This is a genomic window from Curvivirga aplysinae (genome assembly GCF_009711445.1).
In the GTDB taxonomy this organism is placed as follows: Bacteria; Pseudomonadota; Alphaproteobacteria; order UBA8366; family Aestuariispiraceae; genus Curvivirga; species Curvivirga aplysinae.
Window position 1 is genome coordinate 38,479 of sequence record NZ_SMMC01000214.1, and the last position, 25,021, is coordinate 63,499.

Annotated in this window: 26 protein-coding genes and 1 tRNA gene; 21 read left to right on the plus strand and 6 right to left on the minus strand. The window is 42.6% G+C overall.

The genetic code is table 11. The features are described 5' to 3' along the window. Positions 1-267 precede the first annotated feature (267 nt). The 3 genes from E1160_RS16190 (at position 268) to E1160_RS16200 (ending at position 3,641) form a co-directional block, all read left to right on the plus strand. Complete coding sequence (locus tag E1160_RS16190; RefSeq protein WP_155157109.1) at positions 268-1,680, plus strand: DUF3422 family protein; 1,413 nt, start codon at positions 268-270, stop codon at positions 1,678-1,680. Positions 1,681-1,853: 173 nt separating this feature from the next. Next, entirely contained in the window at positions 1,854-2,348 is a 495-nt protein-coding gene (locus tag E1160_RS16195) for a hypothetical protein (protein ID WP_155157111.1), read from the plus strand. A 231-nt stretch (positions 2,349-2,579) separates the two neighbouring features. Further along, positions 2,580-3,641, plus strand: a complete 1,062-nt coding sequence (locus E1160_RS16200; RefSeq protein ID WP_218048960.1) for an SEL1-like repeat protein — start codon at positions 2,580-2,582, stop codon at positions 3,639-3,641. Here the strand turns inward: E1160_RS16200 and E1160_RS16205 are convergent. Then, positions 3,627-4,400 carry a peptidoglycan-binding domain-containing protein gene (locus E1160_RS16205; RefSeq protein WP_155157115.1) on the minus strand — a complete coding sequence of 258 codons (774 nt, stop codon included), beginning with the start codon at positions 4,398-4,400 and terminating at the stop codon, positions 3,627-3,629. The genes E1160_RS16200 and E1160_RS16205 overlap by 15 nt on opposite strands. 526 nt (positions 4,401-4,926) lie before the next feature. On the opposite strand from E1160_RS16205, the gene coxB reads away from it, so the two are divergent. The 10 genes from coxB (at position 4,927) to E1160_RS16255 (ending at position 13,309) form a co-directional block, all read left to right on the plus strand. Continuing rightward, positions 4,927-5,802 carry a cytochrome c oxidase subunit II gene (gene coxB, locus E1160_RS16210; protein ID WP_155157117.1) on the plus strand — a complete coding sequence of 292 codons (876 nt, stop codon included), beginning with the start codon at positions 4,927-4,929 and terminating at the stop codon, positions 5,800-5,802. A 22-nt stretch (positions 5,803-5,824) separates the two neighbouring features. Continuing rightward, positions 5,825-7,429 (plus strand): cytochrome c oxidase subunit I, encoded by a 1,605-nt coding sequence (ctaD, locus tag E1160_RS16215; protein WP_155157119.1) that lies wholly within the window; start codon positions 5,825-5,827, stop codon positions 7,427-7,429. A 144-nt stretch (positions 7,430-7,573) separates the two neighbouring features. Next, positions 7,574-8,530, plus strand: a complete 957-nt coding sequence (locus E1160_RS16220; RefSeq protein WP_155157121.1) for a heme o synthase — start codon at positions 7,574-7,576, stop codon at positions 8,528-8,530. A gap of 17 nt (positions 8,531-8,547) precedes the next feature. Next, complete coding sequence (locus tag E1160_RS16225) at positions 8,548-8,694, plus strand: hypothetical protein (protein ID WP_155157123.1); 147 nt, start codon at positions 8,548-8,550, stop codon at positions 8,692-8,694. Between the two features lie 42 nt (positions 8,695-8,736). Further along, the gene (locus E1160_RS16230; protein ID WP_155157125.1) at positions 8,737-9,351 is read left to right on the plus strand and encodes a cytochrome c oxidase assembly protein; all 615 of its coding nucleotides are present in this window, start codon (positions 8,737-8,739) and stop codon (positions 9,349-9,351) included. A 101-nt stretch (positions 9,352-9,452) separates the two neighbouring features. Then, positions 9,453-10,298 (plus strand): cytochrome c oxidase subunit 3, encoded by an 846-nt coding sequence (locus E1160_RS16235; RefSeq protein ID WP_155157127.1) that lies wholly within the window; start codon positions 9,453-9,455, stop codon positions 10,296-10,298. A 49-nt stretch (positions 10,299-10,347) separates the two neighbouring features. Continuing rightward, entirely contained in the window at positions 10,348-10,755 is a 408-nt protein-coding gene (locus E1160_RS16240) for a DUF983 domain-containing protein (protein WP_155157129.1), read from the plus strand. A 47-nt stretch (positions 10,756-10,802) separates the two neighbouring features. Next, positions 10,803-11,516: an SURF1 family protein gene (locus E1160_RS16245; protein ID WP_155157131.1), complete on the plus strand. Its 714-nt coding sequence runs from the start codon at positions 10,803-10,805 to the stop codon at positions 11,514-11,516. Positions 11,517-11,525: 9 nt separating this feature from the next. After that, positions 11,526-12,680 carry an acetylornithine deacetylase gene (argE, locus tag E1160_RS16250; RefSeq protein WP_155157133.1) on the plus strand — a complete coding sequence of 385 codons (1,155 nt, stop codon included), beginning with the start codon at positions 11,526-11,528 and terminating at the stop codon, positions 12,678-12,680. A gap of 17 nt (positions 12,681-12,697) precedes the next feature. Further along, on the plus strand, positions 12,698-13,309 hold the full coding sequence (locus tag E1160_RS16255) for a hypothetical protein (protein ID WP_155157135.1): 612 nt from the start codon (positions 12,698-12,700) through the stop codon (positions 13,307-13,309). 60 nt (positions 13,310-13,369) lie between these two features. Here E1160_RS16255 and E1160_RS16260 read toward each other — a convergent pair. Further along, a tRNA-Arg gene (locus E1160_RS16260) sits at positions 13,370-13,446 on the minus strand. Between the two features lie 493 nt (positions 13,447-13,939). Here E1160_RS16260 and E1160_RS16265 point away from each other — a divergent pair. The 3 genes from E1160_RS16265 to gpt all read left to right on the plus strand — a co-directional run bounded on the left by E1160_RS16265 (position 13,940) and on the right by gpt (position 15,735). Then, entirely contained in the window at positions 13,940-14,410 is a 471-nt protein-coding gene (locus tag E1160_RS16265; RefSeq protein WP_155157136.1) for a hypothetical protein, read from the plus strand. Next, complete coding sequence (locus tag E1160_RS16270) at positions 14,344-15,063, plus strand: hypothetical protein (protein WP_155157138.1); 720 nt, start codon at positions 14,344-14,346, stop codon at positions 15,061-15,063. Before E1160_RS16265 ends, E1160_RS16270 begins: the two co-directional genes overlap by 67 nt. A gap of 177 nt (positions 15,064-15,240) precedes the next feature. After that, positions 15,241-15,735: a xanthine phosphoribosyltransferase gene (gene gpt, locus E1160_RS16275; RefSeq protein WP_155157140.1), complete on the plus strand. Its 495-nt coding sequence runs from the start codon at positions 15,241-15,243 to the stop codon at positions 15,733-15,735. Between the two features lie 119 nt (positions 15,736-15,854). Here gpt and E1160_RS16280 read toward each other — a convergent pair whose 3' ends face one another. The 3 genes from E1160_RS16280 to E1160_RS16290 all read right to left on the minus strand — a co-directional run bounded on the left by E1160_RS16280 (position 15,855) and on the right by E1160_RS16290 (position 19,013). Next, positions 15,855-16,613: a helix-turn-helix domain-containing protein gene (locus E1160_RS16280; protein WP_155157142.1), complete on the minus strand. Its 759-nt coding sequence runs from the start codon at positions 16,611-16,613 to the stop codon at positions 15,855-15,857. A gap of 153 nt (positions 16,614-16,766) precedes the next feature. Then, positions 16,767-18,176 (minus strand): sensor histidine kinase, encoded by a 1,410-nt coding sequence (locus E1160_RS16285; RefSeq protein ID WP_155157144.1) that lies wholly within the window; start codon positions 18,174-18,176, stop codon positions 16,767-16,769. 105 nt (positions 18,177-18,281) lie between these two features. Further along, the gene (locus E1160_RS16290; protein WP_155157146.1) at positions 18,282-19,013 is read right to left on the minus strand and encodes a TVP38/TMEM64 family protein; all 732 of its coding nucleotides are present in this window, start codon (positions 19,011-19,013) and stop codon (positions 18,282-18,284) included. Between the two features lie 397 nt (positions 19,014-19,410). Between E1160_RS16290 and rpmH the strand changes: the two genes are divergently transcribed. The 5 genes from rpmH (at position 19,411) to argB (ending at position 23,700) form a co-directional block, all read left to right on the plus strand. After that, positions 19,411-19,545, plus strand: a complete 135-nt coding sequence (rpmH, locus tag E1160_RS16295) for a 50S ribosomal protein L34 (protein WP_155157148.1) — start codon at positions 19,411-19,413, stop codon at positions 19,543-19,545. 5 nt (positions 19,546-19,550) lie between these two features. After that, on the plus strand, positions 19,551-20,018 hold the full coding sequence (rnpA, locus tag E1160_RS16300; protein WP_155157150.1) for a ribonuclease P protein component: 468 nt from the start codon (positions 19,551-19,553) through the stop codon (positions 20,016-20,018). 223 nt (positions 20,019-20,241) lie between these two features. Beyond that, positions 20,242-21,996 carry a membrane protein insertase YidC gene (gene yidC / locus E1160_RS16305; protein WP_155157152.1) on the plus strand — a complete coding sequence of 585 codons (1,755 nt, stop codon included), beginning with the start codon at positions 20,242-20,244 and terminating at the stop codon, positions 21,994-21,996. 107 nt (positions 21,997-22,103) lie between these two features. After that, positions 22,104-22,745 (plus strand): ribosome biogenesis GTP-binding protein YihA/YsxC, encoded by a 642-nt coding sequence (gene yihA / locus E1160_RS16310; protein ID WP_155157154.1) that lies wholly within the window; start codon positions 22,104-22,106, stop codon positions 22,743-22,745. 52 nt (positions 22,746-22,797) lie between these two features. Beyond that, a complete protein-coding gene (gene argB, locus E1160_RS16315) occupies positions 22,798-23,700 on the plus strand; it encodes an acetylglutamate kinase (protein ID WP_155157156.1) in 903 nt (300 codons plus the stop codon). 32 nt (positions 23,701-23,732) lie between these two features. Here the strand turns inward: argB and E1160_RS16320 are convergent, their stop codons facing one another. Further along, positions 23,733-24,995: a DUF2336 domain-containing protein gene (locus tag E1160_RS16320; RefSeq protein ID WP_155157157.1), complete on the minus strand. Its 1,263-nt coding sequence runs from the start codon at positions 24,993-24,995 to the stop codon at positions 23,733-23,735. Positions 24,996-25,021 lie beyond the last annotated feature (26 nt).

Consider the following 25,021-nt stretch of genomic DNA (forward strand, 5'->3'; position numbering starts at 1 on the left):
ATCAAAAGATTACAATCATAAGAAAATAGATGTGCTATGAATTGTTTATTTGAAGACTAACCTATTTGGTATCGAAGCCCAGAACAAGAGAAATATAGGGCTCAAGGCCAGCAGAACAACACAATAGAAGTCTTCGACAATAACTTATGTGGTGCCTAGCATGAATAAGGTCAATATCTGCCAAATTAAATAGAAGCAGACAGGGCCGCACAAAATTAAAGGGAAAGTTCCGGGCAGAGAGGAAATCTGACTTCCGGATGTAATGAAATGGGCAAAGAGATGGAAGCAGTCGAAAAAGAAATCGAGATCAGTATGGCAGAGGTGAATGTGGATGATAGTTCCATGCCGCAAACAGATTTATTAGCCAAGCTGGATCACCCTTATCGGTATGAATTAACCAATGAATTGCATGCACGTCCGTTTGAACGGATTGAAGCCCCTGCAAAGGCAACCTTCTATGCCATGACCTCTGGTGAGGGCGGGGCGAAAAGGGACCGTGCGCATGTAAAGGAATTATGTGCCCGTATGGGGGTAAACCCGCCATCGGATAGTAGCAGCCATTTCTCCGCTGATTTTGGCGCGTTTCGTTTGCGATGGGAACGTCATTCGGAATTTTCTACTTATACATTCCTTGTGGAAGGTGAATTTGTCGATCCGTTTTCTTATATGCCGGTCAGCAAAGTGCCTGCGGATTGGTTGCAATCCTTACCGGGTGAACGCATCGTTGCGGTTCATGTGGCCTTTATGGGGGCTGATAAAGAAGTCCCGGATGAGCAAACCATGCGTAAATGGCTTGCTCGTGGGTGTTTGGTGACCAGTAATGTTGCGAGCGACGAAGCGCAAGTTTGGACTGATTTCCAAATTCATGGAGATGGACATAGCCGGATCCTGATTAAAAACCGTGAATTGAATGGCTGGAAAGCGGGCCGTGTCTTGCAGCGTGTTTTGGAAGTTATGACTTATTCTAACATGGCTTTGATGACATTACCATTGGCGCGAAAAGCGGCGGCCCAAATGGTGCATATGGATGCGGCTTTAGCGAGTTTGACATCTCGCATCGCGCAAAACGAAGATGGTGAGGAACAAGAACCTGATAGTGACTATGATGGTGAAATCTTGGCTCAATTAACAGGGCTCTCTGCGCATCTTGAACGGTTATCTTCATCAACCGTATATCGATTGACAGCGTCTCGCGCCTATTATGCGATTGTAGAAGATCGGCTTAAAGAGTTAAACGAAGGTCGCATTGCAGGTTTCCAACAGGTTGGGGAATTTCTGGACCGTCGTTTGGCGCCGGCGATGCGTACCTGTGTTTCCGTGGAAGATCGTCTTTCTGAATTATCCCGGCGGACAACCCGTGCGGCGAATTTATTGCGCACGCGTGTTGATTTCGCGCTGGAAGAACAAAACCAACAACTTCTTTCAACCATGGCTCGTCGATCTAAATTGCAGCTTCGACTGCAAGAAACCGTGGAAGGTCTGTCTGTCGCAGCCATTACCTATTATGCGGTCGGTTTGGTTGGCTATCTGGCCAAGGCTGCAAAATCAACGGGCCTTCCTGTCAGTATTGAAATGATACAAGGGGCAGCTATTCCTGTGATCGCAGTGGGTGTTTGGCTTGCAGGCCGTAAGCTTCGCAAAACCATTATTGGGTCTGAAGAGGATGATACGGCACATTAGTTTGTATATGGTTTTCAACTCAACATTTATCCGCGATCGCTTTGCGGATCCAATAAGTACAGGAGTAGAAAAGCCTGGGGGAAACCTTATGATATTCGCCATAAATGGTCAGTGAAGCGGATGAGATAAAAAACATACCAAACCCTTTCATTAGATACCTGAAAGGATTTCAGATGTTGAAAAAAACATTAAAAATTGAAATGAGATTGGGGCTGCTATTCTGTATCGGCCTTTATCCTGTGGTATATATAACACAAGAAATATCTGAACAACTTTTTCGAGATGACTTAAACCAATTAGAAGCCATTTGGTTTCAAGATTTAAATTTAGCTGTTATCTTTTTCACAATCTACAGCATCATCTTATTTCTGTATCTGTTTTTGATATTTTACCCGTTAAATATCTTCATCAGACACAAAGTAAAAAAGCTTTTGGCCAGTTCTAATCTAAAGCATATTATCGCAATTATTGCCGTCACATCACCTTTATCATTTATTATGCTGAAAGGCTTATTCATAGTCGGAGTTATGCTTCTAGGACCTAAACCCATAAGCGATTTTTCTTTGATTAATCTCACTGAAGGGACTTTTATTCTCTTAATGGTTATCACTACATCAATAGCAGCAATTCTATCCAATGCTCTTTCAGAAGAAGGCAACAGGGCATAATGAATGCCATAATCCACACCATTAAAGCTGAATTTCAGGTGTAACAATGAAATCCCATCTTAAACTTATTTCAATCTTCTTTTCCACCCTCATATTATCGTTTCAACTTATCCATTCAGCTAATGCAGAAAATATTCGTCTGATTGCAACAAATCATATCATATCAAATTTTATGAGTTCTGAAATTCATAAGCAAGGTTTTGAAACTGTTTAAACATGGGGGGAGTTTCTATGTTTTCAAGAATTAAATTTATGGGTGCAATTTTTGTTATATGTCTAGTGGCTGGCGGAGCTTATGGTGATAGCTACAAGACATTAATGCCTGTCGCTATGGGTCAGTTTAGTCTTTTTGATCTTGATGATCGTCAATCCGACTTTGAGCAAGCCATAAATAGAGGTGATTGTACAGAAGCTAAAGATATTCTGAGTGAGGTTAGCTATCTGAATATAAGGAATTTTTGGCTAAGTCGGATGTATCAAAAGGGTATCTGTTTTGAGCAGGATTATGAAAAAGCGATAAGTCTTTTAATTAAAACAGATGTAAAAGCGCAATTAGCGACCGGAATTGTCCCAGATTGGACAAGTTATCTTAGTAACATACATCATGATCGTGTTGGTTTGTTTTATGAACATGGCTTAGGAGTTGAAAAGGATATAGAGCTTGCACGTCGTTATTATCAATCTGCAATATTTGGGGTGTCATCATATTCTGTTAAGCGCAAAGCATATCCATTTGATACTGATCGATTGATAGATTTTGAAGCATCTAAAATTATAGAAGAAGAATATTCACGTTATCTAAATATCTCAGAAAATGCGCCTGAAAGTTATTATAAGCTTGCACAAGATTTTGACCAACATCCTGTTACAAAATTAGCCGCACATAAACTATATCTAATGGCAAAAAAAATAGGTCACCCCGAAGCAAAACTTCTTGTGATTAAGAGAAGGCTTGCTTTAGAGATGACCTGGGAAGCAGGATATTCTTTCAAAGAAGCGTTACATGACTTGCATGAGTTAATAGAGGCAAGTTATGAGCCGGCATTGGACTATACTATCACCTTGTTACGTGAGAATCCTTTGATCGAATTACGTCAGAATCCATCAATAGAATCGCCGGATGATCCGTTGGCAATAACGAAAAAACAGATTGTACATAGTTTGGAAAAATATATTGCAGGAGAGAGGTCCTCGTACTTTAATATTCCCTTGATGACGCCTTGTGGTAACATATCTAAATTTATGTTGGATTTACAAGATTATTGTGCGTATCGTATTTTAAGGAAACGGTAATTCACCACAGTTATGTTGAGCGTGTTTTGCAATGATTTTATCTTTTTCTTTTGTTTTAACTTCAATGTAATAGGCTACATTATTCAGAGCTTCTTTAGTTCGTTGGAGTCGTTTAACTAGATATGGTGCAAGTGCTTTTGCTAAAGACATTGCTATGTCGGCACCTTCTAGTAGGGTTTTAATAAGTGGTATTCCAATTGGGGCGCTCTTTATAACGCCAATTAGATCATGTGCTTTGTTATAAAGAGGGTGCTTTGTAACTGCTTCAATAGCTAGCAATACATCTAAAGCATTTTCGACTGTTCCCTTATCATCAACTATGATCTGGATTTTTTCTTCGATATCACGTGTGACTCTTAAAAAATCTTCATTAATTTTTTGACATATTGGAGAGAGTTTTTGGTTCGTAGCATTTTTTGGCTCTTGCTGGGAGGTGGGAGCATTATTTTGCGGGCTGTTCAAAATAGTGGGTGATATACTTTTCTGCACATGAGGAGATATCAAGCCGATATGGGTAATTTTATTGAGTTCGTTTTCGGTTTCACCGCCTGGCTTCATAATCCCATCTACTTTTAAGTTTCGATCTTTTTGGAATTTTTTGATTCCATCAATTAAAGATTTATCTGGAATGTCATCTAAGCCGTAAGATGGTATCTCCATATACCCTAGTTTGTTGAGAGTTTCTTTTGTCTTCAAAGTATCTTCGGGATTCGCGGGACTGTTTGAAGATAGTGTTGATTTCAAATTAAAATAATTCACGTTTTGTTCCTGTTTTATGTTTCGAAATAAGCGTCGGGCAATATTAGATTGTATAGGAGAGGTAAGTATTGATAAGATTAAAGATAGAACATGTTAAATTTTTGTCAATAAAAAAAGAACAAAAAGAGAAATAGGGAATTGTCTATCTCTGATTTTTATATAAGAAAATTGTAGATATCGTAATCTGCTGTTCGATAAAAACAGGGGTGCGACACCGTGTCACACCCCTGTTTTTATGTGTTAGCGAGATGTAAGAAAATTGATATAAATCAATAGATTGAGTTGTGTTTTTAGGTTATGTTGCGACGCGAAATAAAAAATCAATAATTTTCAGCTACTTGTAGTTCTTTTCATAATCTTTATGATTTCACCCGGTTTATTAGGGGCGAACTGCGTCTGCTGCCCGCATTTTTAGAATTTAGTGAATGCGGATGTGGTGACAAGGAACGCCAAATCAGTCCGGGACAGGGGAAGAGGGGAAATCTTACCTGCTTCTGTCCACCAAAATTGTAAGGATGGGGACATAATGAAAGCGATTACGCGGAAGCTAGGTCAACTGGGTGTGGCGACAGGTACTGTTGCTGCAGGTCTTGTTGGAATGGCGAGTATGGCGCTAGCTGCTGATCCAGTGAAGTGGCAGTTGGGCCTAAGCGAGCCGGTTGATCCGGCAGCGGTTGATCAAATTTGGTTTCACGATGATATCTTGATGCCATTGATCACTGCGATTTCTGTTTTTGTATTGGTGTTGTTGATTTGGGTATGCATTCGTTTTAACTCAAAAGCGAACCCGACACCAAGTAAGACAACACATCACGTATTGTTAGAAGTGGCTTGGACCATGTTGCCGATTTTGATCTTGGCAGCCTTGGCTTTCCCATCTCTTCGTTTGCTTTACAAATCCGATGATGTTTCCGAAGCTGATATGACCATCAAGATTATTGGTCATCAGTGGTATTGGGAATATGAATATCCGGATGATGGCGGTTTTGCTTTTGATTCCTTTATCGAAGCACGCACATTTGAAGAAGCAGAAGAAAAAGGCGTGAAACGTTTGATGGATGTGGACAACGCAATGGTTGTTCCAACTGGTAAAAACGTACGTTTGGTCATGACTTCTGCAGACGTGATTCACAACTGGGCAGTATCTGAACTTGGTGTTCGTATGGATACAGTACCTGGTCGTTTGAACGAAGAAGGCTTTATTATTCCGGAAGGTAAAGAAGGCATCTATTACGGGTTCTGTTCAGAGCTTTGTGGTAAAGACCATGCTTTCATGCCGATTGCGGTTAAAGCTGTAACACAAGCTGAATATGCACAATGGGTGAAACAAGCTCAGGCTGAATATGCAGCTTTGGATATTAATAATGAACAGCCAGCTAGCAAACTAGCTGAGTTGGATTAAGGTTAGGGTAGGGAGAAAAGTTATGAGTACAGCAACTCACGCCCACGACCACGATCATGGCCCAACTGGCTGGAAACGCTGGGTTTATTCTACAAACCACAAAGATATCGGTACTTTGTATCTGATTTTCTCTGTTGTTGCTGGTTTGATCGGTGGTGCATTCTCCGTTTATATGCGGATGGAATTGCAAGACCCAGGTGTACAATACATGTTGGATGCTGACGGCAATGCCGATGGCCATCTATGGAACGTGGTTGTAACCGCCCATGGTTTGATCATGGTATTCTTTGTGGTAATGCCAGCGGTAATCGGTGGCTTCGGTAACTGGTTTGTGCCGTTGATGATCGGTGCGCCGGATATGGCTTTCCCACGTATGAATAACATCAGTTTCTGGTTGATCGTACCAGCTTTCGTATTGTTGCTTCTTTCGGCAGTAATCGGTGGCGGTGCAGGTACCGGCTGGACAGTTTATCCACCTCTCTCATCGACGCTGGGCCATCCGGGTGCGGCTGTTGATATGGCGATCTTTGCCCTCCATTTGGCGGGTGTAAGTTCCATTTTGGGTGCGATTAACTTCATCACAACAATCTTCAATATGCGTGCACCAGGCATGACATTACATAAAATGCCATTGATGGCATGGTCTGTATTGATCACAGCCTTCTTGCTTGTATTGTCTCTACCTGTATTGGGTGGCGCGATTACCATGTTGTTGACAGACCGTAACTTCGGCACAGCCTTCTTCAATCCTGAAGGTGGTGGTGATCCAATTTTGTATCAACATTTGTTCTGGTTCTTTGGTCATCCTGAAGTATACATCATGATTTTGCCGGGCTTCGGTATCATTTCCCATATTATTTCTACCTTCTCCCGCAAGCCGGTATTCGGTTATTTGGGGATGGCATATGCGATGGTTGCGATTGGTTTCGTAGGTTTCGTGGTATGGGCTCACCATATGTATACAGTTGGTCTTGACGTTGACACACGTGCATACTTCACAGTAGCAACAATGGTTATTGCGGTTCCAACAGGGGTGAAAATCTTCTCTTGGATTGCGACCATGTGGGGCGGTTCTATCCGCTTTACATTGCCAATGCTCTGGGCGATTGCCTTTATCTTCCTATTCACCGTTGGTGGTGTAACAGGTGTGGTATTGGCGAATGGCGGTATGGATTTGCAGATGCATGATACATATTATGTGGTTGCTCACTTCCATTACGTATTGTCCTTGGGTGCATTATTCGCGATCTTCGCGGGTATCTACTACTGGATGGGTAAGATGTCTGGTCGTCAGATCCCGACAGTTGCAGGTCATATTCACTTCTGGACAACATTCATTGGTGTGAACTTGATCTTCTTCCCACAACATTTCTTAGGCTTAGCAGGCATGCCGCGTCGTTACATTGACTATGCTGACGGTTTGGCTGGTTGGAACGCTGTTTCTTCCTATGGTGCTTATCTAACCTTCGCTTCTTCCATCTTCTTCGTGTTCTTGATGATTTACACATTGAAGGCTGGTAAGCGCGTTGGAGATAACTATTGGGGCGAAGGCGCAACCACATTGGAGTGGACAGTATCTTCTCCTCCACCGGTGCATTGCTTCAATGACCTACCACGTGTGAAGTAAAAATTAACAGCTGCCTCATTATGGAACTTGGAATGAAAGTTTTGGGGATTTTCAAAAGAAATAACGAGGCAGCCTTAATTTTACGACGCTATAAGATATAGATGTTGTTTATAGAAAAATAATAAATTCGAAATGGGATTGAATATGTCAGATACGGCATTGGATATTACGGAAACAAAAGAAAATGACGCAACGGACTATGTTGCCCGCGCAGGTCATTATCCAGCTGAGGTGAAAGACTATGTGGCTTTGTTAAAGCCGCGTGTGATGTCCCTTGTTGTGTTTTCCGGGATGGCAGGTTTGTTGGTAGCACCGGGAGAGATGCATCCGTTGTTGGCAGCTGTTGCGATCCTTTGCATTGCTGTTGGTTCTGGTGCGGCTGGTGCAATTAATATGTGGTATGACCGCGATATTGATCTTGTTATGGCCCGTACGAAAGAGCGTCCAATTCCAGCAGGCAAAATGAACCCTGATGAAGCGTTAAGCTTTGGTGTTGTTTTGTCGTTTGCGTCCGTCTTTTTGATGGCTGTTGCTGTGAATTACGCGGCTGCAGCGCTTTTGGCAGGGGCAATTCTTTTCTATGTGTTCATTTATACCATGTGGCTAAAACGTTCTACCCCGCAAAATATTGTGATTGGTGGGGCAGCTGGTGCTTTCCCGCCTATGATTGGGTGGGCGGCAGTAACCGGTGATGTTTCATGGGAGCCAATTGTACTCTTTTCTTTGATTTTCCTTTGGACGCCGCCGCATTTTTGGGCGTTGGCATTGTTCCGTTGCAAGGATTACGCAAAGGCAGGTGTACCAATGTTGCCAGTTGTATCTGGTGAAGAAGCAACCAAGAAGCAGATGTTGTTTTATACATTAACTCTGTTTCCAATTGCGGCTGCGCCAACTTTCCTTGGTTTTGCTGGTTGGATTTACTTCACTGTTTCTTTGGCGTTGAACCTTGTCTTCTTAGCAGCAGCAGTTGCTGTGATGCGGGAAGATGGTGAAAAGACCGAATATAAGCAAGCCAAACGTATGTTTGGTTTCTCAATCCTATACCTATTTATGCTGTTTGCCGTGTTGGTAATGGACAGCCCGAATACATTATGGGGGTAAATATGGAGGCTACAATCATGAACGATCAAGTACAAGAAACTGAAGACGAAAAAGCAGATCGTGCGAAACGTCTACGTCAGAAGAATATTGTTCTAGGCTTGGCTTTGGTTGGATTTATTATTTTGCTTTATATGGTGTCCTACGTTCGTATCACGAGCCTCTAGGATAAAATTGAAAGACATACTTTTAGGTGAAAGTTTCATTCGATGACTGTTGATTCTGATAAAATAGCACAAAGAAATAAGCGTGTTGCGATATACACGGTTTTATCTGTGTGTTTTATGGTGGGATTAACTTATGCATCTGTACCTCTTTATGATTTGTTTTGTCGTGTAACTGGTTACGGCGGCACAACACAACAAGCAGAAGAGGCGTCAAATGTGGTTTTGGACCGTGATGTAACTATTCGATTTGATGCTAGTACTAATGCGGCATTGCCGTGGGACTTTGATCCGGTACAGCTCAAAGTCGAAATGAAGGTTGGTCAAAATGGTGTGGCTTTTTATCGAGCCAAAAATACCAGCGATGAAATCATCAAAGGGACAGCAACTTTCAATGTAACACCGCAAAAAGCGGGCCCATATTTCGTAAAAGTAGATTGTTTCTGTTTTACAGAGCAAGTGCTTAGACCTGGGGAAGAAGTTGATATGCCGGTTGAATTCTATGTCGACCCGGAAATCGCTGAAGACCCGCATATGGATGACATTAAAACAATTACCTTATCTTATACTTTCTTCCGCCTCGAAGAGGAGGAAGATGAAGTACAGGATACGGTCGAAAACAAGAATGGGATTTCTCCTGTTACCGCGGAAGCGGGATAGGAAAATCCTTCTGGTGAACCGCCAAGCCGGTGCTGAGGGAATTTCTGGAAACAGAAATCTGATATCCGGTAAGGCAAAATTATAGAAAGGGATGGGGGATTATGAGCGCAGAAAATCACGCCCCGAACCATGATTATCATTTGGTTGATCCGAGTCCATGGCCGTTTGTTGGGTCTTGGTCCGCATTTGTTTTAGCATTTGGTGCCGTGTGGTATTTCCACCCGGATATCATGTTGCCAGGTATGGAAAGCCTTGGCGTTTGGAAAATTGTTCCAGGCCTATTGCTTGTTCTTTACACTATGTATGGTTGGTGGCGCGATGTGATCCGCGAAGGCGGTGAAGGTCATCACAAACCAGTTGTACAATTGGCAATGCGTTATGGTACAGCCCTTTTCATCGCATCCGAAGTTATGTTCTTCGTTGCATTCTTTTGGGCTTATTTCGATATTGCATTCTATTATGACGAAATCGCACAGGTTCTTCGTGTTGAAGCCACAGGCGGTGAATGGCCACCAGTAGGTGTTGAAACATTTAACGCTTGGGATTTGCCATTCATGAATACGCTGATCTTGTTATTGTCCGGTTGTACCGTGACATGGGCGCATCATGCATTGCGTGAGGGTCATCGTGAGCAAGTTATTAATGCTTTGACAATCACAGTATTGCTAGGCCTATGCTTCACAGCATTGCAAGCATATGAGTATGGTCATGCGACATTCGGTTTTGAAGATGGCATCTATTCTTCCGTATTCTACATGGCGACAGGTTTCCACGGTTTCCACGTAATCGTTGGTACAATCTTCTTGGCTGTATGCTTGATCCGTGCAAAACGCGGTGCTTTCACACCGACCTCTCATTTCGGTTTTGAAGCAGCTGCATGGTATTGGCATTTTGTCGACGTTGTATGGTTATTCCTGTTCGTGGCTGTTTACTGGATGGGTGGTTAATCCACCCCCTTTAACAGCGCGCAGAATTAATCTGAAAGCGAGAAAAAACATGACAAAGACGACTGGTGAATCCCCAACTGATTTTCCGCCACAATCGTCTCTTCATGTTGCTATTAAGGGCCTCTGTCCACGATGTGGGCAGGGGCGCCTTTTTATCAAATATCTGAAGATGGCAGATCGTTGTGATCACTGCGATCTGGATTTTACCAAAGCCAATGTTGGGGACGCAGCTGTTCCCTTTATTATGTTACTGGTTGGTTTTATTGGAGTTGGTCTTGGTGTCTGGCTTCAATTTAAATTTGATTCACCTTTCTGGATTCAGATTGTTGTGACCTTCCCGGTTATTATCGCATTGACCTTATGGCTGCTTCAGCCCTCCAAAGCATTATTTTTTGCGTTGGAATATAAACAAAAAGCTGGTGAAGAAGGCCGTAATACCTTTGACGCAGAGGATTAATCCGCCTATCAATATCTAAATTATTTATTTGGGTATTTTGGTGGACCATGCGATTTCAATTTAAACTTATTCCAACCTTGATGGCAGTTCCTGCCCTGATCGTTATCTTCGGTTTATGCTTTTGGCAGGTGCAACGCCTGCAATGGAAAAATGACCTGATTGATAAAATGATATCTCGTGCCAATTCCCCTGCGGTCGAATTACCAGCAGGAAACTTGAACGAAGAGGAGACGGAATTTCGTCCTTTCACGGTGCGTGGCATTTTCGATCATGAACATGAAATATATTTGGTGAACCGTTCCTTGAATGGGAACCCTGGGGTGCATGTTTTAACCCCGTTGGTCCGTGAAGATGGTCAGGGTGCGATCTTGGTAAACCGCGGTTGGGCACCATTTGAAGACGGGCGTGATAAGAAAGAAAACCGCATTGCGGGTTTGGTTGGTGGCATACAGGAAGTTTCCGGTCTGCTGCGTTTTCCGAAGGGCCGGAATATGTTTATTCCAGATAATGATCTGACAAAAAATGTGTGGTTCTATATTGATATGGAACAGGTAAAACAGGCAGTCGGTTATGATCTTGCTGATTATTATATCCTTTCAGCGGATGATCAGGTGCCCGGTGGGTTCCCGATTGGGAAGCAATGGCATTTGAAATTGGCAAATAACCATCTGCAATATGCGATTACTTGGTTTAGCCTTGGCATCACTTTGTTAGTGATCTTCTTATTGTTTAGTCGTAAAAAAGAAGAAACAGAAGAATAGAGGGGCATTATGGGTGACATCTATACCAGCCGTGAGATGATTGAAAAACTTATCGGCTTTAATACAACATCTTCATTGAGTAATCTGCCATTAATTGAATTCGTGGAAGAGTATCTAAAAAGTCACGGTGTCGAAAGCCAACGTGTTTACAACGAGGATAAAACCAAAGCTAACTTATATGCGACTGTTGGCCCGAAAACAGAGGGTGGTGTCGTGTTATCCGGTCATACAGATGTAGTCCCTGTTGATGGACAGCCTTGGGAGACAGACCCTTGGTCGATAGTTGAAAAAGACGGCAAGCTTTATGGTCGCGGCACCTGTGACATGAAAAGCTTTTCTGCAATCGGCCTATCGTTAGTACCAGAGATGTTGAAAGCCAATTTAAAGAAGCCCATTCATTTTGCGTTGAGTTACGATGAGGAAGTTGGTTGTGTCGGGGCACCGGCGATGATTTCTGAGATGGCAGAACTACTCCCTCAATCCCACGCCGTAATTGTTGGGGAACCAACAGACATGAAGATTACGAATGCGCATAAAGGCATTTTGGGGCTACGTACGCATATTCGTGGGCATGAAGTACATTCCTCACAAGTAGAACGTGGCGTTAGTGCGGTGATGATCGGTGCAAAGCTTGTAAACTTTATTACCGAAATGATGGCTGCAAACAAAGCCGCAGCGGATAGGAGTTTGGAGTTTGATCCTCCTTACTCTACTTTAACAGTTGGCGTCATAAATGGCGGAACTGCGGGTAATATCATTGCGCGTGATTGTGAGTTTGAATGGGATATTCGTACCATGCCGGGCGACGATCCGCATCAATTTGTAAAACGTTTCCGTGACTATTGTAAGACCCTTATTCCGGATATGAAGAAAATCTCGGACGATTGTGATATCGTGACTGTTATCGAATCTGAAGTCCCTGCTTTATGTCCGGAAGAAGATGGCGCCGCTGATGCGTTGGTGCGTCAATTAACCGGGCAAAATACCACGCAAGTTGTACCTTATGCTGCTGAAGCCGGGCAATTCCAAGAAGCGGGATATTCGACAATTATTTGTGGGCCTGGTTCTATCGATCAAGCACATCAACCCAATGAATTTATTGAAATTTCACAAGTGGAATTATGTGAGAAAATGTTGCGCCGATTAATTGAGGTGCAAGCATAAATACATAGGGGAGCCATATGAAGTCGAATGAACGTCATCAAAGACGGTCTGCTGCGATCCGAAAAACCATGGATGCGGTTTCGAGGACTATGGCTCAACCTCATTCAGTCGACGTCATTGATACGGCAAAAGAATATTTGATTGAATTGGCGAAGAGAGCGGAGCTTTTCCCATACGAAGATTTCCCTATTCCTGAAAAGCGGAATGAAACGCTTTATAAGGTTTACTCTGATAAAAACGGTCAGAATGCATTATATGTCTATGTAACCAAATCTGGAGGTGTTTATCGCCCCCATGACCATGGCAAGGCTTGGGCGATTATCGCGGGCGTGCGCGGATATGAACGCCATTACTTTTATGAACGCAAAGAGGGTGATGCAACAGATGGCCCAGCAGAGCTAGTTAATAAAGGTAGCGTGGTTGTCGGTCCCGGTAAAGCGACTTCCTTTATGATACGCGGTATTCACTCTATTGAGCATATTAATCATCAACCGTTTTTACATCTACATTGTTATGGATATGAATTTGAACAGCAAGATACCCGTCTTGAATATGATCAAGATAATGGCATAGCTGTCTATAGCAATGATGTTGGGCGAATTATTGACATGCCCTTGTCGGATGAATAATCAAAAAGTTTGATTTAGGTTATAAAAGCAGAAAACCCCGAAGCTTGCTTCGGGGTTTTTTGGCGCGCCCGGAAGGATTCGAACCTCCGACCATCTGATTCGTAGTCAGGTACTCTATCCAGCTGAGCTACGGGCGCATATTGTTTGTCTGAAGAAGCGATGTTCTCTCGACGGGCGCTTATGTACTGTTTCCTGATGGCTTTGGCAACCCCTGAAACTGAAAAAAGTTAAATTTATTTTACAAAAATTTCAAAATCATTGGAAAACCGTCGAAAATATATTTCTAGTTGGGATACGAGGCGTTGCTTTTTTGCATCAATTGATTGGCACAAAGTTAAAATTTTGGAATAAAATCAAATAAACAGGCGGTTGAAGCTTGCGATTGTCTATTAAAAAAGCTTAAACTGTTTTGACTTAGACGGTAAATATGTTACAGCATCGTCAAAGTTATCTTAGGGGGCGATCAATATTTGTCATGATTTCAGAATCATGCGATGTTGTTTCGCTTGCATTTGAGTAAACAAATTTGAAGGGACGTAGCTTGTTAGATTGCAATCTTTTCTCCTTCGGATTAGTTTATGATTTAAGCATTGGGTAAAGTCATTGAATAATAAAAGGCAGTCTTGGGGCATGGGTGTTTCAAAGAAATTAGCCGTTAGTGCGAGTTTAGCATTGTTCTTGTCAGGTTGTGGATCTTTATGGTCTGACGAGGGTGCGTCTTCTGCGGCAACAACTTCTAGTTCGACAACACAAACATCAACAGTTGCTCCGGCTCCGGCTCCGGCCCCTGTTGCAAATACAACAACTATTGCGGCACCAACATATGCGGCGGCTGGTGAACCTGTTACCTTTGTGGGTGACAAAGTTGACGAAATGGCTGGTGATCTTGGGAAGCTGCAAGATCAAGTTGCTGGGCTTCAAGGTCGTTTAGGATCTATCCAGGTGGACGCTGAAAAGAGATCGGATGATTATCATGCATTGCTAGGCATGATCACCGCGCGTTTGCAACGTGGATCTACACCAGGCAACCCAATTTGGTTGATCAATGGAATCAAGCACAAATTGAGCTTGAACAAGTTGCAGAAACAATTCCACAAATGACGAAACTGTCTAACGACGCTGCTGACTCTGCTGCTTTCGGGCAGTATTTGTTAAGCGCGGTTCAGGCGACATATGGTCTAAGTGGTGCGGTTGAATCGGATCATGTACGTTTGGAAGTATTGGAAGATGATGTCCTTCAAACAATGGTGAGTATCGATCGTTTGATGACTGATCTATCTCAGGATATGAACCGTCAAAACATCTATGTGAATAATGAACGTCAAAATATGACAACATTATCCTTGGCGATTAAGAACGGTGAGTTGTATGGTTCAAGCCTTGCAACACGCGCTTTCACACAGACAGAAACTTTGGCACGTGCTGAAGCACAATCTTCTGTGCCAAAAGCATCCGATCGTCCATTGGTTATCATTCGTTTTGATCGTCCAAATGTACAATATCAACAAGCGTTATATAATGCCGTAAGTCAGGCATTATCACGTAAGCCGACAGCGACATTCGATTTGGTTGCGATCAGCCCACAACGTGGTACAGCGGCGCAAATCGCTTTGAATGCATCGGCAGCAAAACGTAATGGTGAGGCTGTTCTTCGCTCCTTGCGTGATATGGGTGTGCCAAGTGGTCGTGTCCAAATGTTGGCACAAGAAAGCCCAAGTGCAACAGCAAATGAAGTTCACTTATATGTTCATTAAAGCATGATGTAATCGTCATTTGCTTAAAAGAGCATTTTGAAAGGGTTATCCTTTCTAGAAAAATATATAGCCCGGTTGTCCCAAAGGATGCCGGGCTAACTCTATAAAATACTAATTGGTTAGGAATTTCGGAATTCCCCTGTTCCGATATAATTAAAGTCGATAAAGGAAGAAATTATGGCTGACAATTATCGTATGGATTTCCCAGTGTCTTGGGATGAATTGCATCGTAACGCCCGCGCTTTGGCATTTCGCTTACAAGAAAAAGGCCCGTTTAAAGGTATCGTAGCAATCACACGTGGTGGCTTGGTGCCCGCAGCGATTATTTCCCGCGAGTTGAACATCCGTCTGATTGATACAGCTTGTGTGGCATCCTATGATCACAAAGATCTTGGGACTTCCGCCGTCATGAAAGAAGTCGTTGCCACAGAAGATGGTGAAGACTGGCTAATCATTGATGATTTGGTAGACACAGGTACTACTGCAAAAGTCGTGCGTGAGATGCTGCCAAAGGCGCATTTCGCAACAGTTTATGCAAAACCTGCTGGCCGTCCGATGGTGGATACATTTATTACAGAAGTCTCCCAAGACACATGGATTTACTTCCCATGGGATATGGATCTTGGTTATGCACAACCAATTGCCGAACGAAATGTAAAGATTAAAGACTAGTTCTCAACGAATTATATCTTTTAAAGGGGCGGCTTTTTAGTCGCCTTTTTTGTTTTGGCAAAATAAAACCGGATATAACGCCCGGCTTTTAACTGCAATACTTTTAAAAATTATACTTCTTATAAACCTTCTGCGTGATCTTCTAATTCTTCCAGATCATTCAGATGGATCATGCTTCCTTCTTGCAGGCGAATAACGCGATCTCTTTTTAAGTTCGTGAAAGTGCGACTAACGGTTTCTGTTGTAAGGCCAAGATAGTCACCAATATCTGCACGGCTCATCGGCACATAGATAGGTGTTGCTGCCTCGCCACGCTTTTCTGCGCGCTTGGAAAGGGTCAGTAGGAAACTACATAGTTTTTCTTTGGCTGTCTTGCGGCCTAAAAGTAACATTTGCTCTTGTGCCATTTCCAATTCGTTGGATGCCATGTTTAACATCTGCTTGGAAAGTTTAGCATGATTATCCACCATCTCTTCCAAGTCCGTGCGACGGAAGCGACAGAGCGTTGTTTTATTCACAGATTCTGCGGAATAGACATAATTGTCTTTCATCGCGATTCCTAGGAAGTCGCCTGCGAAGAGAAAGCCTGTAATCTGACGTCGACCATCTGCGAGCAACTTATATAATTTAACGGCACCACCTGTTACATTAAAAAGAAACTCTGCAGGTTCTTTTTCATCAATAATTGGTGCACGTGCGGGAACCTCAAGATGCGTTACAATCGCATCAAGTTCTTCTAATTCTTGATTGTTCAAACAATTGCAGAAAGATAAATCTCTGACAGAGCAATTCGCACAAGGATTTTCGTACTCAACATTTTCATGAGCGTTGGGTGAATCATTATATATCCGGGTTTTTCCAGCAGCCGTAATACCCATAATTTTGCCTTTTAATCCATATTACATAGCTATTTATCTATGCTTTATCGTAAGAAAAATGGAACCATTCCAATTACTATTTATCTATTACGTTATAATTCAGAAAAAATGAGTTTTCTGCAAGCAATAGTTTAGATTTCAAATTAATTTTGTCTAATTATGGATATGATGTGGTAGGTGGATACGGAAGACAGTACCTTTCTCACTGGTTTCTAGTAACCATAGATCACCACCATGCGCACGTATCAATTCACGCGCAGTTACAAGGCCTAGACCAGTCCCCCCGCTTCGCGCAGAGCTTTGAAATGGTTTAAATAGATTCTTTTCGGCGCGTGGTGGTAAGCCCGGACCATCATCTTCTAAATCCAGTAACCAAAAATCCTGATCCTCTCCCTCTAAAGTAATCCGGATGGTTTCTGCGCCCGCTTGAACCGAGTTTTGAATTAAATTTGTGATGACTCGGAAAATATGATCACGATCTGCTTCAAGTTCTCTGTTTTGTTTAATTTCCGAAAGAATGCGAATATCGCCTTTTATGCCTTCGCTGATTTCTTGAATGACAGGCGCTAGACAGAATTTAGTGACATTAATAGGAGGTGTTTCCTGACCCACGAAATTTAAAGTCTGGCTGCAAAGGTTCACAGCGCGGTCAATCGCGGAAATTAATGCTGGGGCGATCTTACGTACTTCTTTCGGATCGTCAGATGTTTCAAGACGATCTGAGACGACAAGGGCGGTTGAAAGAATGCCACGAAGGTCATGATTGATCTTGGCAACGGCGGTTCCAAGAGCAGCTAAATGTTCTTTTTGCTTAAGCAGATTGTGTAAGTTTCTCTGTAAACCTGACAGTTCCTGCTGGGCCTTTCCAACTTCATCACGACGGCTGCCGGGGATCATAATACGGCTTTCATCTTCTGGGTTCTCTGCAAATTGCACCATGTTACTGGTAAGTTTACGCATTGGACGTACCAGAAACCATTGTAAAGAGAGATAAACTAATCCTGCTGTGATGATTGAGATGAACAAAGATAAGGCAACGATGCGCCACCCAAAAGCATGAATCTCCTCTACTAATGGGTGTTGACTTAGAATGATTTCGATCTCGGTTCTTTTGTCGTGAGGCGAAAAACCAACAACACGTATAACTTTACCATTTTCGCTAGCGAAGGTTTGAAATGCATCGAAGATAAGTGGAAAGAACATTGGGTCTCTAAGGTCAAAGCTTTCATCCACTGATGGTGGCATGTCATTTAGCATAGCTTGTCGCATGCCAACGCGTTTAACTGCGATACTATTGACGCCCACATGGGTTAATAAAGTGGATTCCATTTCCTTTGAGACCATACCGTCAGGCGCCGCATCCAATGTTAAAACGGCTAAATGCGCTGCATTTAATTTTTCATGAAGCCAATTAAGTCGGAAATTTGCAACCGAGGGGGCAAAAATTAGGAATTCAGAAAGCATGACAAAACTAACGGTCAAAACCAACAGCCGGGCAGATAGGCTTCTGAACCAATTGGTGTTTTGTGCTTTGCGATCAATTGTGCTTGGCGTATCTGACATAGGTAAGAATACAACTTCTTTGTGAGAATATATTCAGAATATTCTAATTCATCTTATATTAAATACAAATCTGATTTTAAAACAAATATTCTAGTATTTTGTGAATTACTTATTGCGAATTTTATTTATGAGCACCGGTAAAAGCGCAAGGGCCGCCAATCCTGATAATGCGATCAGGATTTCGGATGTTACAACGGCAGAAAGACTAAAAGCTTCGCCTGATTCAAATACTTTTCCAAGGCCTGCGCCAAAATATGTAAATACCAAAGCACCAGGAATAATACCGATAAAGGTACCAACCACATAGTTCCGTAAACTAACGCCAAGGAACGCCGGGACAAGATTGACCACGAAAAACGGAAAAGCGGGAACAAGACGTAAGAATAACAGATAACTAAACTCATTCTTTTTAAAGCCAGCTTCCAATTTAGACATCCATGGACCAGCTTTTTCACGTAGACTGTCACCGATGGAAGATTTGGCGGCAATAAATAGGCCTGACGCCCCTAATGTTGCTGAAAAAACAACAAGAAAAGCACCGTAAAACGGCCCAAATAAGAAGCCACCTGCGACAGACATTAATGTGCCACCCGGTAGGGAAAACAGAACAACAATTACGTATGCTGCACCAAATAAAAGCGGGGCTACGATTGGATAATTTGCAACACCTTGGGTAAGAGTTTCATGATTGTCGCGTAAAACATCTTCGCTAATATAATTATGTGCCCCTGTTCCAAAGAATAGAATCAATCCAGCAGCTAATATAAACAAAGGCAAGAGTTTCTTGAGTTTGTTGGTTTTGTTATTAGATGCTGTTTCTTGTGTCACGTCAGTCATACCTGTTTTTCCATAGAATGGGCTGTAATATAAATACGACTATGCAAAATTTGGCTGGAAAAGGCTATACACTCTCTGGTAAACCCTTCGTGAGCGATATGTTAAGTCACTTAAGTTCGGGTGTTTCAGATAAGTTGGTTACGATCTGACCTGTAAATGAAATGAATCAGGCTTTATTTAAACGAATGCTGCCTTTTTTCGCCAGATGGCATTGACTTACCCGTATTTCAGCACTATACAGCGCGTTCGAAATTTTAGGTTCCGCCTAAAGTGCCATTTCGGCTGTCTTTCTTCTATCTTGGAAGATTACTTACGAAAAGGGTTTAGGCAGAAAACGGATGTTTTGGTTTGTTAGACATATAAGAGACTGGGACATTCCTCATTTAGGAGAGATAAAATGAAACGTACATTCCAACCAAGTAACTTGGTTCGCAAGCGTCGCCACGGTTTCCGTGCACGTAAAGCAACAGTAGGTGGTCGTAACGTATTGGCTGCGCGTCGCGCTAAAGGCCGTAAGCGTCTGTCCGCTTAAGTTAGATGTCTCACACCGTCGAGATTCTAAAACGGCGGTCTGAGTTTCTGCGCGTGGCCAGTGCGAAACGAAGTTTTGCGACCCCGGGGCTTGTGCTTCAAGTACGTGAGACACCGAAGGGCGCAGTGGATGCACCCCACGCGACAATCCGGGTCGGGTATACTGCTAGCAAGAAAATTGGTAATGCAGTAACCCGGAACCGGGCACGCAGACGTCTAAGGTCAATTGTGGCAGATACTTTGCCCACGATGGCGATTGCCGGATATGATTATGTGGTGATTGCACGGTTTGCTTCCCCGAAAAGACCTTATACAACGCTTTTGCGTGATATGAAACGTGCTTTGAAGCAGTTATCCCTGATACAATCTTCATCAGGTAAGGCTGCAAACAAAGTTGAGAAGCAAGGTGAACAGGATAAGATTTCCGGTGATGTCATTCCTAATCAAGGAAAACTTCCCACCAAGACGGCATAACATCAGGCGATAAAGACGCTTTTCTTATTGATGTTCTATCAGAATTAAAGCCGATTTCCTCCCTTTCGCATCATGTCGACTTAAAATCTTAAAAAAATCACCTTATATGATGAATTTGGACTCGTCATACAGGCGGTCAATGTGTATCAGTTGATGGCCTGTTGTTGGGCTATGTTTCAATTGTCGTTATTTAACGACTCAAACGTGACTATCCGGGGTTTCCATGGAAAACAAAAATCTGATCCTAGCAGTGGTCTTGTCTTTGGCAATTTTACTGGGCTGGAATTTTCTTTACGAACAACCACGTCTTCAGGAAGCAGCTGATGCTGCCAATGCCGAAGTTGTAAATACTGATGGAGCGCCTGTTCCAGCAAACCCGACTGCCAATGCAGAAATGCCAACACCCGCAGGCGAAGAAATTCAATTCAACATTGATCGCCCACGCAGCGCCATCTTGAAAGATGTGCCGCGCTTGGCAATTAAAACAGATCGTTTGGAAGGTAGCCTAAGTCTAAAAGGGGCGCGTATCGATGATTTGATTTTAACAGATTATCGTGAAACGCTTGACCCAGATAGCGCGAAAATCCAACTCTTCCAACCAACAGGTTCTCATAATGCTTATTATGCTGAATTTGGCTGGTGGGTTGAGAAAGGTATGGCTGGTCCAAATAAAGACACAATCTGGTCCGCTGATGCAGATGTGTTAACTGTTGATGAGCCGGTAACTTTAAGTTGGAATAATGGTCAAGGATTGACATTCCAACAAGTGATTACATTGGATAAAGATTATTTATTCACAGTGACACAGAAAGTTGTGAATGATAGCAGCCAGAATGTTTCTGTGGCATCTTACGGTATTATTTCCCGTAACAAGACGCCTGAAACAACAGATTTCTATATTCTTCATGAAGGTATGTCTGGTGTATTTAATGAAACCTTAGAAGAGCTTTCTTATGGTGACATTCAAGATGATAAACAAATTCAAGAAACAACAACTGGTGGCTGGCTAGGTATTACAGACAAATATTGGATGTCTGCTTTGGTGCCGGATCAGTCTTTGGAAGTTGCGACACGCTTTAAAGCAACGCCAGCAAATAACGATTACCGTTATCAGGCTGATTTCTTGAATCCGCAAACAGTTGTTGGGGCAGGTCAGACTGTTGAAGCAACTTCTCGTCTTTTTGCGGGCGCAAAACAAACAACCTTATTCGATCAGTATAGCGCAGAATTCGGTATTTTGAATTTTGATCTGGCTATCGATTTTGGTTGGTTCTACTTCCTGACAAAACCGATCTTCTATGCAATTCATTGGTTATACGGAATTTTAGGTAACTTTGGTGTGGCTATTTTGGTACTCACATTAGGTATTAAATTATTGCTCTTCCCATTGGCGAATAAATCCTATCAATCCATGTCTAAAATGAAGTTGTTGCAGCCAAAGATCCAACAGATCAGAGAGCGTGCTGGCGATGATCGTCAAAAGATGCAACAGGAAATGATGGGTCTGTATAAGAAAGAAAAAGTAAATCCAATGGCGGGTTGCTTACCGATCTTGGTACAAATTCCGATCTTCTTTGCGTTATATAAAGTATTATTTATTACCATTGAGATGCGTCATGCGCCATTCTTTGGCTGGATTCACGATCTGTCTGCACCGGACCCACTTACCATTTTAACAGGTTTTGGTCTGTTTGATTGGCAAGTACCTGCTGCATTGGCGATGATCAACATTGGTATCTGGCCGATCATCATGGGTGTTACCATGTATCTACAACAAAAATTAAACCCTGCACCAGCTGATCCGGTACAAGCTAAGATCTTTATGTTTATGCCAATTTTCTTCACATTCCTATTGGGTACCTTCCCGGCTGGTCTTGTGATCTATTGGGCATGGAACAACAGCTTGTCCATTTTACAGCAATGGGTGATTATGAAACGGATGGGTGTTGCCATTGGCGGTGGCAAGGCCGAATCCTGATCCAATAAAAATATGTTAAAGAGCCGCGTCTGAAAAAGATGCGGCTTTTTTATGCGAATTGGCTTAGGCTGGTCGTAGTTTATTTAACTGAAAGATGAAAAGACGTTATGGCTTTTGAATTCAGCGACGACGAAATTGAAGAAGGTCGCAAATTTTTTGCACAATCCTGTGAGTTCCAACTTGGCGTGACCAAACTGGCGGCCTTACCAACAGCAGGTATTCCTGAAGTCGCATTCGCGGGACGTTCCAATGTAGGTAAATCCAGTCTTGTGAATGCGTTAACAGGACGTAATACTTTGGCGCGTACATCAAATACACCGGGACGTACGAAGGAATTAAATTTCTTCTTACTTGGTGGTCGTTTGATGATGGTGGATTTACCCGGGCATGGATATGCGAAAGTGTCCCGATCTGAGGTTCAGGCTTGGACACGTCTGGTACGTGACTACTTGCGTGGACGTGTAGAGTTAAAACGTTTGTGCTTATTAGTTGACTCTCGTCACGGTCTGAAGGATCCAGATCGTGAATTAATGGATATGCTGGATATTGCTGGTGTGGCTTATCAGGTGATTTTGACCAAGTCGGACAAGGTCAAACAATCCATGTTGGAAGAAACAGCCAATAAGGTACGTAAAGAGATTAAAACACGCGCAGCTGCTCATCCTGAGATATTTATTACTAGCTCCCGTAAAGGATATGGCATTGGTGAATTACGTGCCTTATTGACCGATATGGCCCAGCCTGTATAAATTCTCAAAAAGAAACGATTTTAGATTAAAATTTTAATAAAGAGTAAAACCCATGGATAAGACAAAACGTCGTTTGGAATGGCTGGAAAAAGCAGGACTTTTAGCAGAAGCGCTTCCATATATGCGACGTTACACCGGCAAGAATATTGTGGTGAAATATGGTGGTCACGCCATGGGAAGCGAAGAATTATCTCGCAAATTTGCTCGTGATATCGTGATTTTGAAGCAAGTTGGGGTCAATCCAATCGTGGTGCATGGCGGTGGTCCGCAAATTGGGGCGATGCTCAAGAAAATCCATAAGCAAAGTGAATTTGTTGATGGTCACCGGGTGACTGACGCAGAAACCGTTGAAATTGCTGAAATGGTTTTATGTGGCAATATCAATAAATCCATCGTTGCCAATCTGCAAAATGAAGGCGGTCGCGCAGTTGGATTATCCGGTAAGGATGGTAGCCTAATTCGTGCCAAAAAGCTTGAGCGTACCGTTGTCGATCCGGATTCCCATATTGAAAAGGTAATTGATCTTGGCTTTGTGGGGGAGCCAACTGAGGTTGATCCATCTATCATTAACGTGTTGATGGAATCTGAATTTATTCCGGTTGTCGCGCCAATTGGTATTGGTGAAGAAGGACGCACCTATAATATTAATGCGGATACAGCTGCTGGTGCGGTGGCTGGTGGCACCAATGCTCGTCGTTTATTGTTGTTAACGGATGTGCCGGGTGTGTTGGATAAAAATGGTGAGTTGATCCGTGAGCTTACTGTTTCACAAGCAAAAGCCTTGATTAAAGATGGGACCATTCATGGCGGTATGATTCCGAAAGTTGAAACATGTTTCCATGCGATTGAAAAAGGGGCCGATGCTTCGGTTATTCTGGACGGGCGTGTGGCGCATGTTATTTTGTTAGAAATGTTTACGGAAATGGGGGCAGGAACCCTTATCACTGCTGATTAATAAGGCGGCGTCATATCCTCCACTATCCGAGTTCAATCGAGTTCTTCTAATACTTCCAATAATTCTTCTTTTTCCATGCTATATTGTCCATTTGCATCCGGCATAATGATTAACGAATTGGGCAGTTTAGCGATTTGAACTTGAATTTGTCGTGCGCTATGTGCAGAGATCCCAGCTTTATAGCATAACGCGCAAATACGTTTTGGACGTGGTTGGGTTAAGGTATTGGAAACAATCTCTAGTGGAACATCCGACATCATGGCAATGGCTGAAAATAACTTATCTCTGTGACCATTATCTAAACAATCATCAATAAAATCCTGATTTAAATTTCCACTCGCCTTTAGGGCTGCAATTTCGTCGTGGATACTGCTTCCTTCTTCCCAATCTTCGCCGGGTAAATTTGCTTTCTGTTGGGCTTCTTGCGCGATCTTGTTTTCAATTGATTGAGTGAGTTGGAGCAATAGATCATCGTCAAGATCAGTGCGTTCTTGGAGATCATGTAAGAGTTGCATCGCAACAAAATCAGTTAACCGTGTAACGGTTTTGGCAGATAATTTGGGGCGTTGGACCAGAGGATCGTGCCATCCAACATGTTTGGGAGCTTCTTCTAGGATTTTATCCATAGAATCCTCGTCAATATTGGATGTCTTGTTTTCTAATAGGTTGAAAATGGCGTCAACATCACCCGTTTCGACAATAGCACCTGATATTTTTTCACTAACACCATCCCGTTTAGAGATAGCGCTAATCACTTCTTTGAGTGGATGGGTATTGATAATATCCAATAGATCTTGGTCTGCTAGTACAGGGGAAAATTGTAAAACAGGTTCTGCGACTGTGAGAGAACTATCTTTTGCCAAAAGTTTGATGACTTCTTTTGGTACATTTGGAAATTCTTTAATCGTATCAGCTAGTATACTTCTGACATGTTCGACTTCATCTTGTGCTAACTGTGTTAAAATATCAGATGTAACCGATAAAACGAGTTCTTTCGCTTGTAAGGGAAGGTCGGGTAAAATCCTGCCGATTTTATTAGCTAATTGATGTCGGACTTGTGGATCATTGTCTTTTGCAAGGATTAGGTCTGCTTTACGTGGGGTGTTGTCATTAAAGGCGATTGCTCGACGTACAGCGGCATCTTTATCTTCGGCTAGAAAATATAAAATTTCCTCAGGTGTTTGGGCGTGATGTGCTAAAGCTTTGCGAACCTCAGTATCTGGGTCCACCATTAATAAACGTGCATCCTCATAGGATAAGTCGTTAGGAACTTTAGGATGTGTATATGTATTCATTATTATTTTCTTATATCAACAGTTTA

Excerpts from the sequence above, each read along its gene's own strand:
- E1160_RS16190 (WP_155157109.1), top strand. The coding sequence starts at position 268 with ATGGGCAAAGAGATGGAAGCAGTCGAAAAAGAAATCGAGATCAGTATG.
- E1160_RS16195 (WP_155157111.1), top strand. The coding sequence starts at position 1,854 with ATGTTGAAAAAAACATTAAAAATTGAAATGAGATTGGGGCTGCTATTC.
- E1160_RS16200 (WP_218048960.1), top strand. The coding sequence starts at position 2,580 with ATGTTTTCAAGAATTAAATTTATGGGTGCAATTTTTGTTATATGTCTA.
- coxB (WP_155157117.1), top strand. The coding sequence starts at position 4,927 with ATGAAAGCGATTACGCGGAAGCTAGGTCAACTGGGTGTGGCGACAGGT.
- ctaD (WP_155157119.1), top strand. The coding sequence starts at position 5,825 with ATGAGTACAGCAACTCACGCCCACGACCACGATCATGGCCCAACTGGC.
- E1160_RS16220 (WP_155157121.1), top strand. The coding sequence starts at position 7,574 with ATGTCAGATACGGCATTGGATATTACGGAAACAAAAGAAAATGACGCA.
- E1160_RS16225 (WP_155157123.1), top strand. The coding sequence starts at position 8,548 with ATGAACGATCAAGTACAAGAAACTGAAGACGAAAAAGCAGATCGTGCG.
- E1160_RS16230 (WP_155157125.1), top strand. The coding sequence starts at position 8,737 with ATGACTGTTGATTCTGATAAAATAGCACAAAGAAATAAGCGTGTTGCG.
- E1160_RS16235 (WP_155157127.1), top strand. The coding sequence starts at position 9,453 with ATGAGCGCAGAAAATCACGCCCCGAACCATGATTATCATTTGGTTGAT.
- E1160_RS16240 (WP_155157129.1), top strand. The coding sequence starts at position 10,348 with ATGACAAAGACGACTGGTGAATCCCCAACTGATTTTCCGCCACAATCG.
- E1160_RS16245 (WP_155157131.1), top strand. The coding sequence starts at position 10,803 with ATGCGATTTCAATTTAAACTTATTCCAACCTTGATGGCAGTTCCTGCC.
- argE (WP_155157133.1), top strand. The coding sequence starts at position 11,526 with ATGGGTGACATCTATACCAGCCGTGAGATGATTGAAAAACTTATCGGC.
- E1160_RS16255 (WP_155157135.1), top strand. The coding sequence starts at position 12,698 with ATGAAGTCGAATGAACGTCATCAAAGACGGTCTGCTGCGATCCGAAAA.
- E1160_RS16265 (WP_155157136.1), top strand. The coding sequence starts at position 13,940 with ATGGGTGTTTCAAAGAAATTAGCCGTTAGTGCGAGTTTAGCATTGTTC.
- gpt (WP_155157140.1), top strand. The coding sequence starts at position 15,241 with ATGGCTGACAATTATCGTATGGATTTCCCAGTGTCTTGGGATGAATTG.
- E1160_RS16280 (WP_155157142.1), bottom strand. The coding sequence starts at position 16,613 with ATGGGTATTACGGCTGCTGGAAAAACCCGGATATATAATGATTCACCC.
- E1160_RS16285 (WP_155157144.1), bottom strand. The coding sequence starts at position 18,176 with ATGTCAGATACGCCAAGCACAATTGATCGCAAAGCACAAAACACCAAT.
- E1160_RS16290 (WP_155157146.1), bottom strand. The coding sequence starts at position 19,013 with ATGACTGACGTGACACAAGAAACAGCATCTAATAACAAAACCAACAAA.
- rpmH (WP_155157148.1), top strand. The coding sequence starts at position 19,411 with ATGAAACGTACATTCCAACCAAGTAACTTGGTTCGCAAGCGTCGCCAC.
- rnpA (WP_155157150.1), top strand. The coding sequence starts at position 19,551 with ATGTCTCACACCGTCGAGATTCTAAAACGGCGGTCTGAGTTTCTGCGC.
- yidC (WP_155157152.1), top strand. The coding sequence starts at position 20,242 with ATGGAAAACAAAAATCTGATCCTAGCAGTGGTCTTGTCTTTGGCAATT.
- yihA (WP_155157154.1), top strand. The coding sequence starts at position 22,104 with ATGGCTTTTGAATTCAGCGACGACGAAATTGAAGAAGGTCGCAAATTT.
- argB (WP_155157156.1), top strand. The coding sequence starts at position 22,798 with ATGGATAAGACAAAACGTCGTTTGGAATGGCTGGAAAAAGCAGGACTT.
- E1160_RS16320 (WP_155157157.1), bottom strand. The coding sequence starts at position 24,995 with ATGAATACATATACACATCCTAAAGTTCCTAACGACTTATCCTATGAG.